This is a genomic window from Corynebacterium sp. CCM 9203 (genome assembly GCF_041357675.1).
Lineage (GTDB): Bacteria > Actinomycetota > Actinomycetes > Mycobacteriales > Mycobacteriaceae > Corynebacterium.
Map to the genome: position 1 here is coordinate 626,354 of NZ_JAUERY010000001.1, position 16,486 is coordinate 642,839.

The 16,486-nt window shown below is 60.0% G+C and carries 13 protein-coding genes and 1 tRNA gene; 9 read left to right on the plus strand and 5 right to left on the minus strand.

Going from position 1 to position 16,486, the window contains the following annotated elements:
- Positions 1-31: 31 nt before the first annotated feature.
- A complete protein-coding gene (locus tag QWU44_RS02745; RefSeq protein ID WP_370914161.1) occupies positions 32-610 on the minus strand; it encodes a MarR family transcriptional regulator in 579 nt (192 codons plus the stop codon).
- A 132-nt stretch (positions 611-742) separates the two neighbouring features.
- Entirely contained in the window at positions 743-1,516 is a 774-nt protein-coding gene (locus QWU44_RS02750) for a TVP38/TMEM64 family protein (protein WP_370914162.1), read from the minus strand.
- A gap of 286 nt (positions 1,517-1,802) precedes the next feature.
- On the opposite strand from QWU44_RS02750, the gene QWU44_RS02755 reads away from it, so the two are divergent.
- The 5 genes from QWU44_RS02755 to QWU44_RS02775 all read left to right on the plus strand — a co-directional run bounded on the left by QWU44_RS02755 (position 1,803) and on the right by QWU44_RS02775 (position 8,552).
- On the plus strand, positions 1,803-3,650 hold the full coding sequence (locus QWU44_RS02755) for a methylmalonyl-CoA mutase family protein (RefSeq protein WP_370914305.1): 1,848 nt from the start codon (positions 1,803-1,805) through the stop codon (positions 3,648-3,650).
- 8 nt (positions 3,651-3,658) lie between these two features.
- Positions 3,659-5,959: a methylmalonyl-CoA mutase gene (scpA, locus tag QWU44_RS02760; protein WP_370914163.1), complete on the plus strand. Its 2,301-nt coding sequence runs from the start codon at positions 3,659-3,661 to the stop codon at positions 5,957-5,959.
- A 5-nt stretch (positions 5,960-5,964) separates the two neighbouring features.
- A complete protein-coding gene (meaB, locus tag QWU44_RS02765) occupies positions 5,965-7,059 on the plus strand; it encodes a methylmalonyl Co-A mutase-associated GTPase MeaB (RefSeq protein ID WP_370914164.1) in 1,095 nt (364 codons plus the stop codon).
- Positions 7,060-7,210: 151 nt separating this feature from the next.
- The gene (locus QWU44_RS02770) at positions 7,211-7,642 is read left to right on the plus strand and encodes a cupin domain-containing protein (RefSeq protein ID WP_370914165.1); all 432 of its coding nucleotides are present in this window, start codon (positions 7,211-7,213) and stop codon (positions 7,640-7,642) included.
- A gap of 283 nt (positions 7,643-7,925) precedes the next feature.
- Complete coding sequence (locus tag QWU44_RS02775) at positions 7,926-8,552, plus strand: dihydrofolate reductase family protein (protein WP_370914166.1); 627 nt, start codon at positions 7,926-7,928, stop codon at positions 8,550-8,552.
- A 36-nt stretch (positions 8,553-8,588) separates the two neighbouring features.
- Here QWU44_RS02775 and QWU44_RS02780 read toward each other — a convergent pair whose 3' ends face one another.
- Positions 8,589-10,118: an SDR family NAD(P)-dependent oxidoreductase gene (locus tag QWU44_RS02780; protein WP_370914167.1), complete on the minus strand. Its 1,530-nt coding sequence runs from the start codon at positions 10,116-10,118 to the stop codon at positions 8,589-8,591.
- A 93-nt stretch (positions 10,119-10,211) separates the two neighbouring features.
- A tRNA-Leu gene (locus QWU44_RS02785) sits at positions 10,212-10,297 on the minus strand.
- 176 nt (positions 10,298-10,473) lie between these two features.
- On the opposite strand from QWU44_RS02785, the gene QWU44_RS02790 reads away from it, so the two are divergent.
- The 4 genes from QWU44_RS02790 (at position 10,474) to QWU44_RS02805 (ending at position 15,258) form a co-directional block, all read left to right on the plus strand.
- The gene (locus QWU44_RS02790; protein WP_370914168.1) at positions 10,474-12,078 is read left to right on the plus strand and encodes an ABC transporter transmembrane domain-containing protein; all 1,605 of its coding nucleotides are present in this window, start codon (positions 10,474-10,476) and stop codon (positions 12,076-12,078) included.
- Positions 12,075-13,880, plus strand: coding sequence for an ABC transporter ATP-binding protein (locus tag QWU44_RS02795; RefSeq protein WP_370914169.1), 1,806 nt, complete (start codon positions 12,075-12,077; stop codon positions 13,878-13,880). The genes QWU44_RS02790 and QWU44_RS02795 overlap by 4 nt, the downstream gene beginning before the upstream one ends.
- A 65-nt stretch (positions 13,881-13,945) precedes the next feature.
- Positions 13,946-14,485 carry a YbhB/YbcL family Raf kinase inhibitor-like protein gene (locus QWU44_RS02800; protein ID WP_370914170.1) on the plus strand — a complete coding sequence of 180 codons (540 nt, stop codon included), beginning with the start codon at positions 13,946-13,948 and terminating at the stop codon, positions 14,483-14,485.
- A 365-nt stretch (positions 14,486-14,850) separates the two neighbouring features.
- Complete coding sequence (locus QWU44_RS02805) at positions 14,851-15,258, plus strand: hypothetical protein (protein WP_370914171.1); 408 nt, start codon at positions 14,851-14,853, stop codon at positions 15,256-15,258.
- A 4-nt stretch (positions 15,259-15,262) separates the two neighbouring features.
- Here QWU44_RS02805 and QWU44_RS02810 read toward each other — a convergent pair whose 3' ends face one another.
- Positions 15,263-16,366 (minus strand): quinone-dependent dihydroorotate dehydrogenase, encoded by a 1,104-nt coding sequence (locus QWU44_RS02810; RefSeq protein WP_370914172.1) that lies wholly within the window; start codon positions 16,364-16,366, stop codon positions 15,263-15,265.
- Between the last annotated feature and the right edge of the window lie 120 nt (positions 16,367-16,486).

Below are 16,486 nucleotides of genomic sequence, written 5' to 3' on the forward strand. Positions count from 1 at the left end.
GCTTTTCGGTTTCTGGGATCCACCGGGGTTTTCATCTCTCTTCAACGGCTCCCTGATCGACTTTCCTCAGAAGATCGACGGCCAGTTTCCATCCAGCGGTCTCTGCGGACCATCCTGCCGCCGCAAGCCGCTGGGACATCGCCTGTTTCGAAATGCCGAGCTTGGCTGCAGCCTCATTCTGATTCATGCCCCCGCGCATCAGTTGGGTTGCTTCTCTACCTTCCGTGGTGCGCTTCGCGAGAACGTGGGCCAGAAGGATGAACACGGTGGAGAGGTCATTCATGTCTGAACCTGTCCAGGATCTCACCTTGACGATACCGCTTCGACAGTGTCTCCCGATCGCGGTGGTGGCAAGTTCCCTAACCTCGGCAACTGGCCATCCCGCCCCAGGGCATATCCCGATTCCAATCGCCCAATCTCCGGCGGAGAGTAGTGCCATCGTGGTGTCAGTGACAGCCTCGGCGGAATCGATCACCGCACAAATGTCCTCGACGCCGAGCATCTCGAACTCCCCGACTCCATCGAGGGTCGACAGCGCTTCGGCTGAGCGCCGAACAAGGTCAGCGCGTCGGATCTCCCGGCCTCGGTAGCGGGCATGGACTGCGAACATGATTTCTCCCGGGGCTAGGTATGTTAAGCGAGGTCAGTGACGCTCCATGTTACCCGCAGTCTACCCCGTGGGCTTGACTGTCGGTACGGTTCGCCGGGCATCCGCCGCCATGTCGGAACATGATCCGAGGTCTCATCTGTGCCCCTGCCCGATATCGCTGCTAAGCCCCGGAGATGTTAGACCTTCTCCGCACCCGGGCGATGGAAGCCGCGATTCGACAACCAGGCCCGTGATTCCCGCCAGTGCGAGGATGATGGTGACGGGTATTACCATTGGATCCGTGTTCCCGGTCAACGCATCACCGAGCACCACCGTCATCGAGGTTCCGGGCGCTGAGCCCACGAGAGTGGCGAGCGCGAACGAACGGAGTGGTATCTGTGTGAATGCCGCAGTGTAGTTGAGAACGGAAAATGGAACCACGGCGATCATCCGGAGTGATGTCACCGCGAGCCATCCCCGCGCCTTCAGTCGGGCATTGATTCCAACGGCTGTGGGATGAGTGATCCGCGGTCGTATCCAGTCACCGAGGAGGGTTCGCACAAGCGTCAGGGAGAGAGCCGCAGAAAAGGTCGTGGCGGAAAGGGCGATGAGTATGCCGAGGGCTGGGCCGAAGAGTATCCCACTGGCGAGAGTCAGGAGTGTTCGGGGGATCGGAAACTGGGTGATAAGGATGTATCCGGCGAGGAAAAGAATGGGAAACCAGTTTCCGGCACCATCTGACCAGGTTCGCATCTGGGTGATTCCCGGAACATCAATGAAGAGAATCACGATGACAGTAGTTGCGGCGAACCCGAGAACGGCGAAACGCTTCAACGCGGGTAATGCGAGAAATCCCTCGTGGAGTTGTGCGGCGGGCATCGCGATGGCGCCGACGAACTTAGCTGTTGCTCTCCGGAGTCTGACCACCTGTACCAGCTTACGGCCCCCTGCACAGTGGTTCGGTAACCATCCTACTGGCAGTATGGTGCGCCACAAATCCGAGAATCATAGATGACAACAGTGTTCAAACCTGGCGGCGTAATCCCTCCGGAAGGAGGTGATTTCGGTCCTAAATATGGTACTGGAATGACGCTTAACCGGATAGACTCGGAAACTGCCGTGAAGACAGACACATTGACCGGACGGACAGGACTCGATCACAGTGACCATCACGCAGAATGAACACGAGCATCGGCGGAATGATCTTCACCGGATCCCGGAGCTCCCCGCTGATTTCAATGATCGCCGGGACGCCTGGTACCAATCTGTGGCTGCGGTCTTTGCGCGGGTACAGCGGAAGGACGTCTCCGAGATACCTCCGGACGCATGGCGGTCACTGATAAGGACAACGTACGACGGCATCGGTATCCGTCCCCTTTACACCCGCGCTGACGAGTTCGCTGAACTCGCTGCACCCGGGGTATTTCCCTTCACCCGTGGAAATGAGATCAAGGATGCCCAACGCGCAGGGTGGGGGGTGTCGGAGACCTTCGGGAACGAGGGGTTCGGCGATGTTCCCACCATCAACAAGCAGATTCTCCATGCCCTGTATAACGGAACCACGGACATCATCCTGGATCTCACTGATGATCCGGCACCCGAGGACCTCTCCGAACTGTTGAATGGCGTGCTCCTGGAGCTCGTACCGATCCGGCTGCACGCCGGAGTACGTACCTCGGCGGCGGCTCGTGAGTTATACCCGCTCATTGACGCATCGGATAACCCGGAGCAGGTGTCGGTGGAACTTTCCTGTACGCCACTCACCGCGATGATCGGTTCGGGAGACTCGATCAGTCTCGACGAGGCGACCGAGCTGGCGGTCGAGGCCGCAGCACATCCCGGAGATGTTCGTGCGATTCTCGTCGACGGGGCCGCCTTCAGTAACCAAGGGGCGACTGATGCTCAAGAGGTGGGGTTCGCACTCGCCGCCGGTGTCGAGTACCTGCGTGTGCTGGTCGATGCCGGTCTGGATACTGACGCAGCACTCCGCCAGGTGTCCTTCCGGTTCGCTGCGACTGATGAGCAGTTCGCCCAGATCGCCAAGTTTCGTGCCGCCCGGGAGCTGTGGGCACGGGTTGCCGAAGTTATCGGACACGCGGAGGCCGGGGCCGCACCTCAGCACGCTGTGACTGCTCCGGCCATGTTCAGTCAACGTGATCCGTGGGTCAATATGTTGCGCAGCACCGTCGCTGCGTTCGCCGCCGGAGTTGGTGGAGCGACGGATGTGGAGGTTCTTCCGTTCGATTCAGCGGTGCCCGGTGGGCTCCCGGGTACGTCGAGATCCTTCGCACACAGAATCGCCCGGAACACGAACCTTCTGCTGCTCGAGGAATCTCATCTCGGATTCGTCGTTGACCCGGGAGGAGGATCCTATTTCATCGAGGACTTGACCCGGGAGCTGGCTGATGCTGCGTGGGACATCTTCACGTGTGTCGAGGGGAAAGGGGGGTTCCGCAGATACCGTGCATCCGGTGATCTCCAGTCCTCGTTGGATGCGTCGTACCAGATGCTCAGGGATGACGTGGCCCATCGACGCAGGAAGATTACCGGTATCAACGAGTTCCCGAACCTCGCCGAGAAACCGCTGCCGGTGGAGCTCCGTACTGAACCGGTCGGTGTCCGGCGGTGGGCCGCTGGCTTCGAAGCCCTGAGAAACCGTTCAGACGCATTCCTGGAGGAACACGGCACCAGGCCCCGGGCGGTACTCATCCCGATCGGACCCCTGGCCAAGCACAACCTGCGGACGGGCTTTGCCACGAACCTCCTCGCCTCCGGTGGGATCGAGGTTGTCAATCCCGGACAGCTCGTACCGGGTACCGACGAGTTCACTGAGGCTGTACGAGGTGCTCGTATCGCAGTGCTCTGTGGGGCAGACCCCGAATATACCGCCACAGGTACCGAAGCGATCCGTGCCGCCCGCGCAGCGGGTATAGGCAGACTCCTGGTCGCGGGATCCCCGAAGTCTTTCGTGGATGCTGAGGACACCCCCGACGACTATCTCAACCTGACCATTGATGCTGCGGCCACATTGGCTGGCCTGCTCGAGATGCTGGGAGCATGACACTTACCATGAGTACCATCCCGAATTTCCATGACATCCCGCGTACCACCGGTGAGGTCGTCTCTCCTGTTGATGTTCCCGGTACGGAGGCTGGTCAGATCTGGGCGACACCGGAGGGTATCGGTGTTAAGCGGGTTTACACCCGTTCGGATCGGGATACCGCCGTCCTGGGTGACGGGGGGCATTCACCGTACCCGTTAGATTCCTTTCCCGGCGCTCCTCCGTACATGCGTGGCCCGTATCCGACCATGTACACCAACCAGCCATGGACGATCCGCCAGTATGCGGGGTTCTCCACTGCGGCGGAATCGAACGCGTTCTACCGGAGGAACCTCGCGGCGGGGCAGAAGGGACTGTCCGTCGCCTTCGACCTGGCTACCCACCGTGGTTACGACTCGGATAACGAGCGTGTCCTCGGTGACGTCGGTATGGCGGGTGTGGCGATTGATTCCATTCTCGACATGCGTCAACTGTTCGAGGGTATCGATCTTGGGGCGGTGTCTGTATCGATGACGATGAACGGTGCCGTTCTGCCGATCCTCGCCCTCTACATCGTGGCTGCAGAGGAACAGGGCGTCGGACCGGAACAGCTCGCGGGGACCATCCAGAACGATATCCTCAAGGAGTTCATGGTCCGCAACACCTACATCTACCCGCCGAAACCCTCAATGCGCATCATCTCGAACATCTTCGAGTACACATCGCTGAAAATGCCGCGGTTCAACTCGATTTCGATCTCGGGCTACCATATCCAGGAGGCCGGAGCGACGGCCGATCTCGAGCTCGCGTACACCCTCGCAGATGGCGTCGAGTACATCCGTGCGGGTAAGGAGGTTGGTCTCGACGTCGATAAATTTGCACCACGACTGTCGTTCTTCTGGGGCATCTCCATGTACACGTTCATGGAGATCGCAAAGCTGCGGGCCGGGCGTCTCCTCTGGAGCGAGCTGGTCGGCGATTTTGAACCTAAGAACAAGAAGAGCCAGAGCCTACGTACCCACTCGCAGACCTCGGGATGGTCATTGACCGCGCAGGATGTCTTCAACAATGTCCCGCGCACCTGTATCGAGGCGATGGCTGCGACGCAGGGACACACCCAATCACTGCATACCAACGCGCTGGACGAGGCACTGGCTCTACCGACAGATTTCTCCGCACGCATCGCCCGGAACACTCAACTCCTGTTGCAACAGGAATCTGGAACGGTATGCCCCGTCGATCCATGGGCGGGTTCCTATTACATCGAGTGGTTGACCAATGAGCTGGCGAATCGTGCCCGAGCACATATTGAAGAGGTCGAGGCAGCAGGTGGGATGGCCCAAGCTACGGCTGAAGGCATCCCGAAACTACGTATCGAGGAATCAGCGGCCCGAACACAGGCACGCATCGATTCCGGTCGCCAAGCACTCATCGGCGTCAACAAGTACATCGCCGAGGAAGACGAGGAGATCGAGGTACTCAAGGTCGATAACACCAAGGTCCGTCAGGAACAACTCGAGAAACTCGATCGTCTTCGTGCACAACGTGACAATGACGCGGTTCAGATCGCACTGGACAAGCTCACTGAAGCCTGCCGGATGGAGTCGAAGGATGCCGGCGATCTGGAGCACAATCTACTGAAACTCGCAGTCGACTGTGCCCGCGTTCAAGCCACAGTAGGGGAGATCTCCTACGCGATGGAGAAGGTCTTCGGGCGCCACGAAGCTGAGATCCGAACATTGTCCGGGGTTTACAGGGACGAGGTTGGCAAGGAGGGAACCGTGAGCAACGTCCAGCGCGCCATCGCGATGGCCGATGCTTTCGAGGCCGAGGAGGGTCGTCGACCGCGCATCTTCATCGCGAAGATGGGCCAGGACGGACATGATCGTGGCCAGAAGGTCGTGGCCTCCGCCTACGCGGATCTCGGAATGGACGTCGATGTCGGGCCTTTGTTCCAGACGCCCGCGGAGTCAGCCCGGGCAGCCGTTGACGCCGATGTGCACGTTGTCGGAGTGTCCTCCCTCGCAGCCGGTCATCTCACCCTGGTGCCCGCGTTGAAGGACGAACTCGCCAAACTCGGTCGCGAGGACATCATGATCGTCGTTGGTGGTGTCATCCCCCCAGGGGACTTCCAGGAACTCTACGACTGCGGCGCTGCTGCGATCTATCCACCCGGCACGGTCATCGCGGATTCCGCGATCGACATGATCACGAAGTTATCGGCAAACCTCGGTTTCGACCTGCATCTACCCGATGACCTGCAGGCCACGGCTGAGAGGGCCGAGGGGCCCTGCTGTGGTACACCGGTCGAATCAGAGAAAGGCCTTTAGCCAGAATGAGCATCGACGACGGTTTCCTTGAACACCATCTCGGTTCGCTCACTACGACGGCGGGGACAGATCTCGGTTCTGCGACGGCCATCGCCCCGGAAGTGGTCCGTCGTGCCCGACGTCGTATAGATGTCGATGAGCTGTTCGAGGCAGTCAGGAACCGGGACCGGACCCGCGTATCCCGGGCGATCACGCTGCTGGAATCGAGTGCTCCTGCCCACCGGGTACTTGCTCAGGAACTCCTCGTGCGGTTGCTGCCGTTCTCCGGGGATGCGCTCAGAGTCGGGATAACCGGGGTTCCGGGGGTGGGGAAGTCGACGTTCATCGAGGCGCTCGGCATGAAGTTGATTACGGAAGGACACCGGGTTGCGGTTCTCGCAATCGATCCTTCCTCGACCAGGACACGTGGGTCCATCCTCGGAGACAAGACCCGGATGTCGAAGCTGTCGACGCAGGACGATGCGTTCATCAGGCCCTCCCCATCTGCCGGCACTCTCGGCGGTGTGGCCAAGGCCACGCGAGAAGCAATGGTCGTGTTCGAGGCTGCCGGTTTCGACGTCATTCTCGTCGAAACAGTGGGAGTGGGGCAATCGGAGGTTGCCGTATCGAATATGGTCGATTGCTTCACATTCCTTGCATTGGCGGGTGCAGGAGATCAGCTTCAGGGCATCAAGAAAGGTGTGCTGGAGATGGCCGATCTGGTGGCCATCAACAAGGCCGACGGCTCTAATATCAAAGCCGCGAAACGTGCGGCACGGGAACTGTCCGCGGCGCTCAGGATGGTGCGCAGTGAGGATTCTGTCTGGCATCCACCGACGCTGACGATGTCGGCGGTGGAGGGAGACGGTGTCGACAGGTTCTGGCAGATCGTACGGGATCACCATGCCGCGATGCTGGAGTGCGGTCGGTTCGAGGAGAACAGGCGGGAACAGCAGGTGGGGTGGATGTGGTCGATGGTCCATGAAACCCTCCTCCAGCGACTCAACACGAATGCGCGGGTGGGGGAGATCCGAGAGCGGGTCGAGGACCGTCTGTGGCATGGACGGATCACTCCCACGCTCGCTGCTGAGAAGATACTTGAGGCCCTCGATTCAGAATGAGGTAGATGCCGGAACATTGTCGTTTCGTGCGTTGAGCGTTCCTGTCCCGTACACCCGAAGCTCTGATCAACCAGCTCAAATGCATCACCCCCGCAACCTGAGTACAGTGGTTTTCGAGGGCGGCAAACTCTATGGATAAAAGGAGACTTATATGTCTGATCTTCGTACCGACCACGGCCCCAATCCGTATGTCCTTAACATCGAGAAAGCCACGGAGGAGAACGAGAATTTCCGGGATACACTATGGACCGGCAAGTTCCTCCAGATGACGGTAATGAACATTCCCGCAGGTGGCGAAATCGGTGCTGAGGTCCACGATGACCATGATCAGTTCCTCCGTGTCGAAGCCGGAGCGGGACACGTCATGATCGGTGATGACCCGGCTAACCTCGACATCGACAGAATTGTCGAAGATGACTGGGCGATCTTCGTTCCTGCAGGCAAGTGGCACAATGTCGTCAACGAAGGAACCGAGCCTCTCAAGGTCTACTCGATCTATGCTGCTCCAGACCACGTTCACGGCACGATCCATGCCACGAAGGAAGATGCCGACAACGATCCGAACGAGCAGCACGACCACTGATCCTCGGATGAGCATGACTCGGAGACGGTACCCGACTTCCGGGTACCGTCTCCGTTGTTCGCGGGTTATAACGAGATCCTGCGTCGGTCTTTTCCCGTCGAATCCCACCATTCACCCCTGGGGGTGGTGAATGGTGGGATTGTAGGTATGGAAGTTGACACTTTATGCCGCTTCGGACCTAGGCTTGGGGGTATCACCCGGGGTTTATCAAGGACGTATCCTTCCCGGGGGAGGGGTGTCCGACGATAGGCGCCCGGAGATCGATCCGAGAGGAACATACCGCATGGAGCGCAACTGGAAAGGCCTCGTATTCATCGTCACCAGCCTGGATGGATTCATCACCCGTCCAGACGGGGACGTGAGCTGGCTCCTCGACCAGGATCACGGGGTTGAACATCCCGTGAAACACGATCCGGGTAACGCGGGTGACTTCGCCCGCGTCTTCCGGGAGAGTCACGCTGTTGTGATCAGTCGCCCGGCATTCAACAAGTTGAATGAACTCCCGGAATGGCCGTACCCGGGAAAGGACGTCATCGTGATGACGACCCAGGACTCCTTCTCGGATGATCGGGTGACCGTAGCCCGAGACCTCGACGACGTCATCGCGTTGATCGATGAACGGGGCTATACCGGAGTATTCATCGACAGTGCCGGAAAGATCCGACAGTTCCTCGAGCGGGGGCTCGTCGACGAGCTGACCGTGACGACGGTACCGCTCATCCTCGGAGACGGCGTCCCATTGTTTGGCGGTATGCGCTGCGATGTTCCACTACGGCTACTTGACGCGGGTACTACGCGGGAGGGATACATGCACGCCCGGTATGAGGTACTTCCACCGGTACCGCACTCCGAGGACCATGACGCGACGCGCCCGTACACCCCGAACGTGAAGCGACCTCATATCGACTGACGAGGTCTTTCATGACACCGGACCTCTCGGACAACATCACCAGGAACTGGGGACGTAGTTCTTGAGGAAACATCCGTAGAGGTCCACACCATTCTCACCCTGCACGATCGGATCATAGACTCGGGCCGCACCGTCGACGAGATCGAGCGGCGCATGGAATCCCTCATCTGCGAGGCGGACCTTCGTGGTGTGGGGCCGCTCATCGGTGATCCACCCGGTATCCACCGCTGTCATCAGTATCCCGTTTTCGGCGAGTTCACCCGCAGCCGTGCGCGTCAGCATGTTCAGTGCAGCTTTAGCCATGTTCGTGTGTGGGTGCCCGGGCCCCTTGTAACCTCGACCGAATACGCCCTCCATTGCCGAGACATTGACGATGTACTTGCGGCGAGCTGGAGCAGCTTCCAACGCGGGCCGCAGACGGTCCACGAGGATGAACGGCGCGGTCGCGTTGCAGAGCTGTACCTCGAGCATCTCGAGAGGATCCACCTGACCTATTCGTGCAACCCAGGAGTTGTGGGCGACCTCATCGGGGACGAGCCCACCCGCATCGATGGCGGTACCGTCTCCTATCCGGTCGAGTGCAGCCGATCCGCCGGTCATCGCGAGTGCTGCGAGCCTGGAAGCATGGGCCTGCGCGGCCGCAGCGGATGCATCCACCGGAGTGTTTCCGGATGCCCCGAGTGCAGCGATGGCGGCATCTCCATCGGTACCTGCACCGGTGAGAGCCGCGGGATGAAGTGCTGAGGTTGAGCCAAGAGAGAGCGTGTCGACGTTTCGCTCGACTCCTTCCAAAGGAGCGGACTCGGCGTCGACGAGCCCGGAATAGGCCCCGGGGGACCGGCGGACGGTCTGCGCCGCATTGTTGATGAGAATATCAAGCGACCCTGCAGATGCCACGGAGTCTGCGAGGCTGATCACCTGGGCGGGATCCCGGAGATCCACACCAACAACGTGAAGTCGGTGCAACCAGTCGGGCGAATCAGCTACCGCGGTGAAGCGACGTACCGCGTCTTTCGGGAAGCGGGTCGTGATGGTGAGATCCGCACCGTCTCGGAGCAATTTCAGGGCGATGTACATCCCGATCTTCGCGCGTCCGCCGGTTAGCAGGGCACGACGCCCGTTCAGGTCGACCCGCGCTTCTCTCCGTCTGCGGTTGTCCGCCGCACAATCCGGACATAACTGGTGATGGAAGGAATCGACGAGAGTGTAGGGCTGCTTGCAGACATAGCAGTTCTGGGCGCGCTGCAAGCGTCCCGCAAATCCGTGTGGGGTAGCCACCGCACCAGGTTCGAGTTGGACGGGGGAGCCCTCCGCAGGGGTGATAAGAAGGCCGGAAGTCTCATCATCGATCCTCCGGGGGTTTGCTGTGGCCGTCGCATGAAGGACAGCTTCGTCAGCCTTTTTCTGACGTTCCCGGGCTGCGATCTTCCGGGAGCGCTTCACCTGTTTAAACAACGCCGCGACCGAGCGTTGCACCGCGACCGAATCGGGGTGCGCGGGATCTAGTTCACCGACCTGCTCAATCACCTTGAGACAGACGGCGAGATCATCGGGATCGATGGACATGGGGGATTCCTTCGGATGGGGATGATAGGGATGGCAAACGAAGAACCGGGGGCTGCAGCATCCTCTGATGCTGCAGCCCCCGGTTACTATCTGTGTCCGGAGGGGGACTTGAACCCCCACGTCCGTTAATAGGACACTAGCACCTCAAGCTAGCGCGTCTGCCATTCCGCCACCCGGACCCGGGTGAATATCTCTTTTTGTTTCCAGCCTTTCCGGCTGGGCACTCGCATACTGTAGCCCGAAATGCATCATCGGATCAAATCCCCAGTACAAAGCATGTTTTAAGGTCTATCAGCGGATCTCGGGCATCATCGAGGAACCATTCACCGCCTGGCTAACGGTGTATCGTCTTCACATGCTCTCGACTCCACCGAACACGACCCGGCAGCGGACCTGGTCCTGGTTCGTCCCCGATCAACCTCCCGTGGAACAGCCCTTCCACGCCCGCACTTCCCGGATGTCGCCCACGCGTATGACTCTGGCGGCACTACTCAATCATCCTCGTGTCGTGGCACTCGTCATCGCAACGACCCTGGTTGCCGAAGCCTGCGGAATTGCACAGTCCCGGATCGCCGGGTGGTCGACAACCGCGGTCATCGATACCGGACACACGGCTGCCCTGATCGGGACGGTCGTTCTCCTTTTGTTCCTCCAGGGGGTGGGTTTTTGGGCTGAATCGGCGAAGATCGGCCTGAACGACATGTCGGTGGCCCGGACCGTCCATGGTCTACGGCTGGAATTGACGCGGAATCTCATGGTGCTGGAGGCCCGATCCCTTACTCCCGGAACCGTCCTGAACACCGTCGACGAAGACACGTCCGCTCTCGCAGGTGTTAAGCAGTCCTACGATTTCACGCTGTCACTCTTCTTTTATCTGTTGGGGTCAGCATTCGTCATCGGGGCCGTGGACTGGCGCCTCGCACTCGGTGTAATTGGTGGGGGAGTCTGCACCGCACTCGTGGCCGCAGGAACCGCCGGTCCGTTGACCCGGGTGGCTGAGCGTCGGCGTGCGGCAGAGTCACAGTCAATCTCTCTCGCCACGGATTTCGCACAGGGCTCCAGGATCATCAAAGGACTCGGCGCTGTGGAGACCAGCCGCATGCGTTTCGACACGATGTCTGACCGTGCACTGTCCGTGATGCTCAGGGAGGTGCGCATCGGTGCACTGCTTACCGTCGTCCGACAAGCGGTTCCGGCGATCTTCAGCTTCGGTCTCGTAGTCGCGGCCGCAATTCTTGCGTTTGATAGTCACATCACACCGGGTGAGTTCCTGACGGTCGTACTGTTGGCTCCACCGGCACTCACCGTCACCGGATTCTCCCTCGGATTCTTCATCGACGTCTGGTCCAGGGCACAGGCTTCTGCGGGTAGAATCGGTGTGTTCGCCGCAGCGTTGGAGTCGCCGGACGCTGGGGCCGGTGAAATGTCCGAGGTACACCCTAAACCGGGCCTGACAGTATGGGCACCCGACACCCCGGAGGGACGTCGGGCGGCAGTGGAAAAGAGCACCATCCTGATGGCAGTTCCTGGGGTGCTCTCCCCACCACACGCGGTGAACGTCTTCGAGGGGACCCTGCGAGAAAACGTTGATCCCACCGGTGAATTGGATACGGAGACAATTCGAACTGCACTCGATGCAGCATGCTGCGGTGATATCGTGGCCCGACTCGGTGGGTACAGGCCGGATCGTTCTCTTCCGGATACCCCCATCGGCGAAGCTGGCCTGAATCTCTCTGGCGGACAGCGGCAACGCGTCGCGCTCGCCAGGGCATTAGCCGCCGACCCGGAGGTCCTGTTGCTCGACGAGCCCACCACAGGGCTCGACACAGTGACCCTCGACAACGTCGCCCGCAAGGTCAAGGCTCTTCGTGTTCGCCGCTCCACGGTGATCATCACCACGAGCCGTGCATGGTGTTCCGTCGCGGACCGGGTGCTCACGGATGCGGAGCTTCTCCGATGACCGGCACGACTCCGGTGGAGCAGCAGCATGATGCTCTCGCGCCAGCGTCCATCGGGCGGATCCGGCGCTGTCTCGGCCAACTCCCGAACCGACCGGGTCGAGCATGGTGGTTTCTCACGGCCCTCATCTTCACCCTCAATCTGAGCGCGATGACCGGATCGTCAATCCTTCTCGGCAGGTCCGTGGACATCATCTCCGGGCTCTCCGTGGCACCCTTCGGTTCCGGGAAGACTGGGTTCACCGCTCTCCTCTTCGTCGTGGGCATGCTCATGCTCATCGAGCTGGTCACTCGTCCGGCGGCCGCCTATCTCATGTTCTCCCGGACCCGGAGGCTCACCGTGGATCTTCGCAGGAGATGCCTCGCAGCGACTCTGGAGGCTCCGATCCCGGACATACTCGAACTCGGCACCGGGAATGTGATAACCCGCTTGACCAAGGACATCGACACCGCTTACCGGGTTGTCCAGACGATGGGAACCCGCTTTGTCGTCACCGTTCTCATGTTTCCCTTCACCTTCGTGGCGCTCGCATTGATCTCGTCCTGGTATCTGCTGCTCCTTCTGATCCTTCCGGTCATCTTCTGGGTGCCCGTGAAACGGACGCTCGTAGAGTTGCCCGCCGCCACAAACGCACTCTCATCAGCCCAAGCGCGCCGCAACAACATGCTCCTGGATACGATTCGCGGTATGCCGACGATTAGGGCATTCGGGATTCGGGGGTGGGCGACCGAACGGCTCCGGAGAAACTCGTGGGCGACGGTTCAGCGTGAAGCCGACCGGATCCCACTGTTCCTCCGACTTATCGGAACCGGATATCTCGCGTATGGTGTCCTGCTCGCAGGCTCGATCATGGTGTCCACGCTACTTGTCTCACAGGGGGTGCTGACCACGGGGGAAGCCTCTGCAGCGGTGGTTCTGGTGGTTCGGCTGGAGATGCATGTGTTCAACGTACTGATTTTCAGCGGAGAGGTGCAGAACGCCCTCACGGCGCTGGGCCGGGCGGTCTCTCTCGCACTGCTCGCCGACAACACTGTCGCCTCGTCGACCCCAGCGGACTGTCCTGGATGCCCCGAGGTCCGGATCGAAAATCTCGAGTTCAGGTATCCAGGAGGCTCGCCAATCATCGAGAACCTCTCGTTGACACTTGAACCGGGTACGACAACGGCCCTTGTCGGAGCGTCCGGAGCCGGCAAATCCACTCTCGCAGGTCTCATCGCAGGACTGCAGAGACCGTCCTCCGGGCGGATACTCATCGATGGAACCGACACCACCACCGTGCCCGACACATGGACCGCCCGCCAGGTGTCTCTGATCAGCCAGGAGGTACACCTCTTCTCCGGGGCGCTGCGTGACGATCTCCATATGGCCGCACCTGAAGCTGATGACGAGACTCTCATCGCGGCGTTGTCTCTGGTCGGCCTAGCCCCGGAGAGCGCGGGATGGCAGCGATGGTTGCCTGATGGGTTGGACACTCCCGTAGGAGCAGGAAACACTGATCTTGCACCGGAGATTGAACAGCAGATCTCCCTCGCCCGGATGGTTTTGATTGATCCTCCCGTTTTGATCATGGACGAAGCCACGAGTGAGGCCGGTTCGGACAGTGCGCGTAGCCTTGAGCGGGCAGCGCGGACCGTCTCATCAGGACGTACATCTCTCGTGGTTGCGCATCGTCTCGACCAAGCGGTCGCCGCTGACAGGATCATCCTGATGGATCAGGGAAGGATCATCGAGGACGGTTCTCACGATGATCTTCTCGCCGCGTGTGGCCGGTATTCGGACCTATACGACAGGTGGTGCGGGTAGATTCGCCGGTACGTGTGCTGGGTCACGAAGCAACATTTCAGACCGACTTCTGTTAAAAAAGGTGCATGACTTCTTATTCAGATGACAACCGATTCCCCGCAGCCGACCCGTACGCCCCGCTGAAGGATTTGCCTTCCTTCGGACTCCGCTCCGATGATTTCGAGAACGGCGGAACGTTCTCCGAGAGGCATCTCGGTGGCAACGATGTCTCTCCGCACCTCGCGTGGTCCGATCTACCGGAAGGCACCAAGTCCATCGCGGTCACCTGCTTCGATCCTGATGCGCCGACCGGCTCAGGATTCTGGCACTGGGCGGTGTTCAACATTCCCGCTGACGTCACCGAACTCCCTTCCGGTGCAGGAGCAGAGAAGCTCGACGGTATCGACGACGCGATTAGTCTGGTGGGGGACAGTGGTATCCGTGGTTACTTCGGACCACAGCCCCCCGAGGGACATGGTCCGCACCGTTACCTTTTCGCGGTCCACGCCGTTGATGTTGAGAAGCTCGAGATTCCGGAGGATGCCACTCCGGCAATCCTCGGTTTCAACCTCTACTTCCACAGCCTTGGCCGGGCTATTCTGTGGGGCTGGCACGAGAACAAGTGATCCAATCTCAATCTGGTTCACACCACTGACGGATGGAACCACCGTCATAGTTGGTCTCGGCATCAACGAGCATCGCCCCTGTGCAGTCCGGCCGCCCATTCACGGGGGCCGGACTGCACAGGGGCCTTCTCACCTTCAGATCATTCGGCCCGCCATTGTGGTAGCCCATACTTTGTCTTCACCGAGTGTCGAGCCAGATGCGTCCGAGAATATGTCTACGGTTCCCTCCAGGATGGCATCTGACGTATGCCGCTCAATAAGACGTGTTTATCGCGCTGAAACCAGGTGACCGAGATAGGGATACCCCCGTCCACCTGCGAAAATATGGTGATACGGGGGTCTGGACACTAGAGTCGGGAGGCGTTATGACGAAACAGACTTCCGGCGACAATCCTGAACCGCAGCCGGTGAAAGCGGTTCCCACTGCAATGCGTGTGGGTGGTGCGTTCATCGCACTCGCCATCGTCCTCGTCTTGTGGACGTTCCTTGAGGTGGTGACGAACGGGTGGTTGGCGCCTTTCTACGTGACGACGCGTTTCTTGCTCATTTGCACCGCTGCCGTGATCATTGGTAGTTCAGCGACGGCGGGCCGGACACAATACGTCACACTGGGGAGGGTGGTGGCCCTCGGTGTCGCTCTCATGTTCCTCGTCCTGAGCCGCGTACTACCCAACCACATCTTCATGGTGATGGGCCAGTACTGGTTGCCTTCCTACGCGATCGTCTCGTTACTCGCGGGCCTCATCATCAAACGACAGATGATGCCTGCTTGAGACCTCAGATATCCAGCCAGGGGAGCCCACTTCCCACAGCCTCGGAGATTCCGGAAAGACCGTGGCCCCGAATCTGGTTTGCTATTCCCTTGTGGATATCGCGGATCCAACCCGGTCCACCATAGATGAAACCGGTGTACCCCTGGAGCAACGTCGCCCCGGCGGTGATCCGTTCCCATGCCTGTTCCGGTGTTTCAATTCCACCGACGCTGATAAGGACGAGATCTGTTCCCACTCTCTCATGAAGGCGCCGCAGGATTTCGAGGGAACGATCTGCAACCGGAGGACCGGAGATTCCACCTGCCCCCATCGCCTCAACCTTCGCGGACTCGGTGTGCAGTTCCACACGCGAGATTGTAGTGTTCGTCGCCACGATACCCGCGAGACCGAGTTCCACCGCGAGATCCGCAACAGCATCAACGTCATGGTCACTAAGATCAGGGGCGATCTTCACGAGGACTGGCGCCTCCGCGACGTTCAGCACCGCAGTGAGTATCGGACGCAACGACTCAACCGCCTGCAGGTCCCGCAAACCCGGGGTGTTCGGCGAGGAGACGTTTACCACGAGAAAATCTGCCAGCCTGCCCAGCATCTTCGCAGAGGTCCGGTAATCTTCCACCGCTTCCTCCGGTGGAACCACCTTGGTCTTTCCGATGTTGATGCCGATGACGTCGTCGGATTTGCGTCGGTGGAGGTTCCGGGCGACAGCCGCGGCCCCATGGTTGTTGAAGCCCATCCTGTTGAGAATCGCCCTGTCTTCAGGAAGTCGGAACAACCTCGGATGGGGGTTGCCAGGCTGTGGGGAAGCCGTTACCGTACCAAGCTCCGCGTACCCGAAACCGAGTGCTCCCCACGCATCGGAGCAGGACGCGTTCTTGTCGAAGCCTGCGGCGAGTCCGAGGGGTTGGGGTATCTCAACCCCGAACACCTCTTGGCGGAGCAGGGGATCGGAGACCCTGATAAATCGGCTAAGTTGACGATTCGTCCAGCTCATACCGTGGAGGACCTGGAGCCCGCTCATGATGCTGTTGTGAATGCGCTCGGGGGGGAGGGTGAACATCGCTCGTAAGGCGAGGTTGTACAGAGGTCTGGAAGGCAGATCGGACATGGTGGATCCTCAAGCTCGGGAAGTCAGAAGGGGAGAAGCCGGGCTACCGTGAAAAGCACGGTACCGGCCCCGGGAAACATACTACGGTGCGCCATGGGTGTCACCGCTCTGATGCCGGAG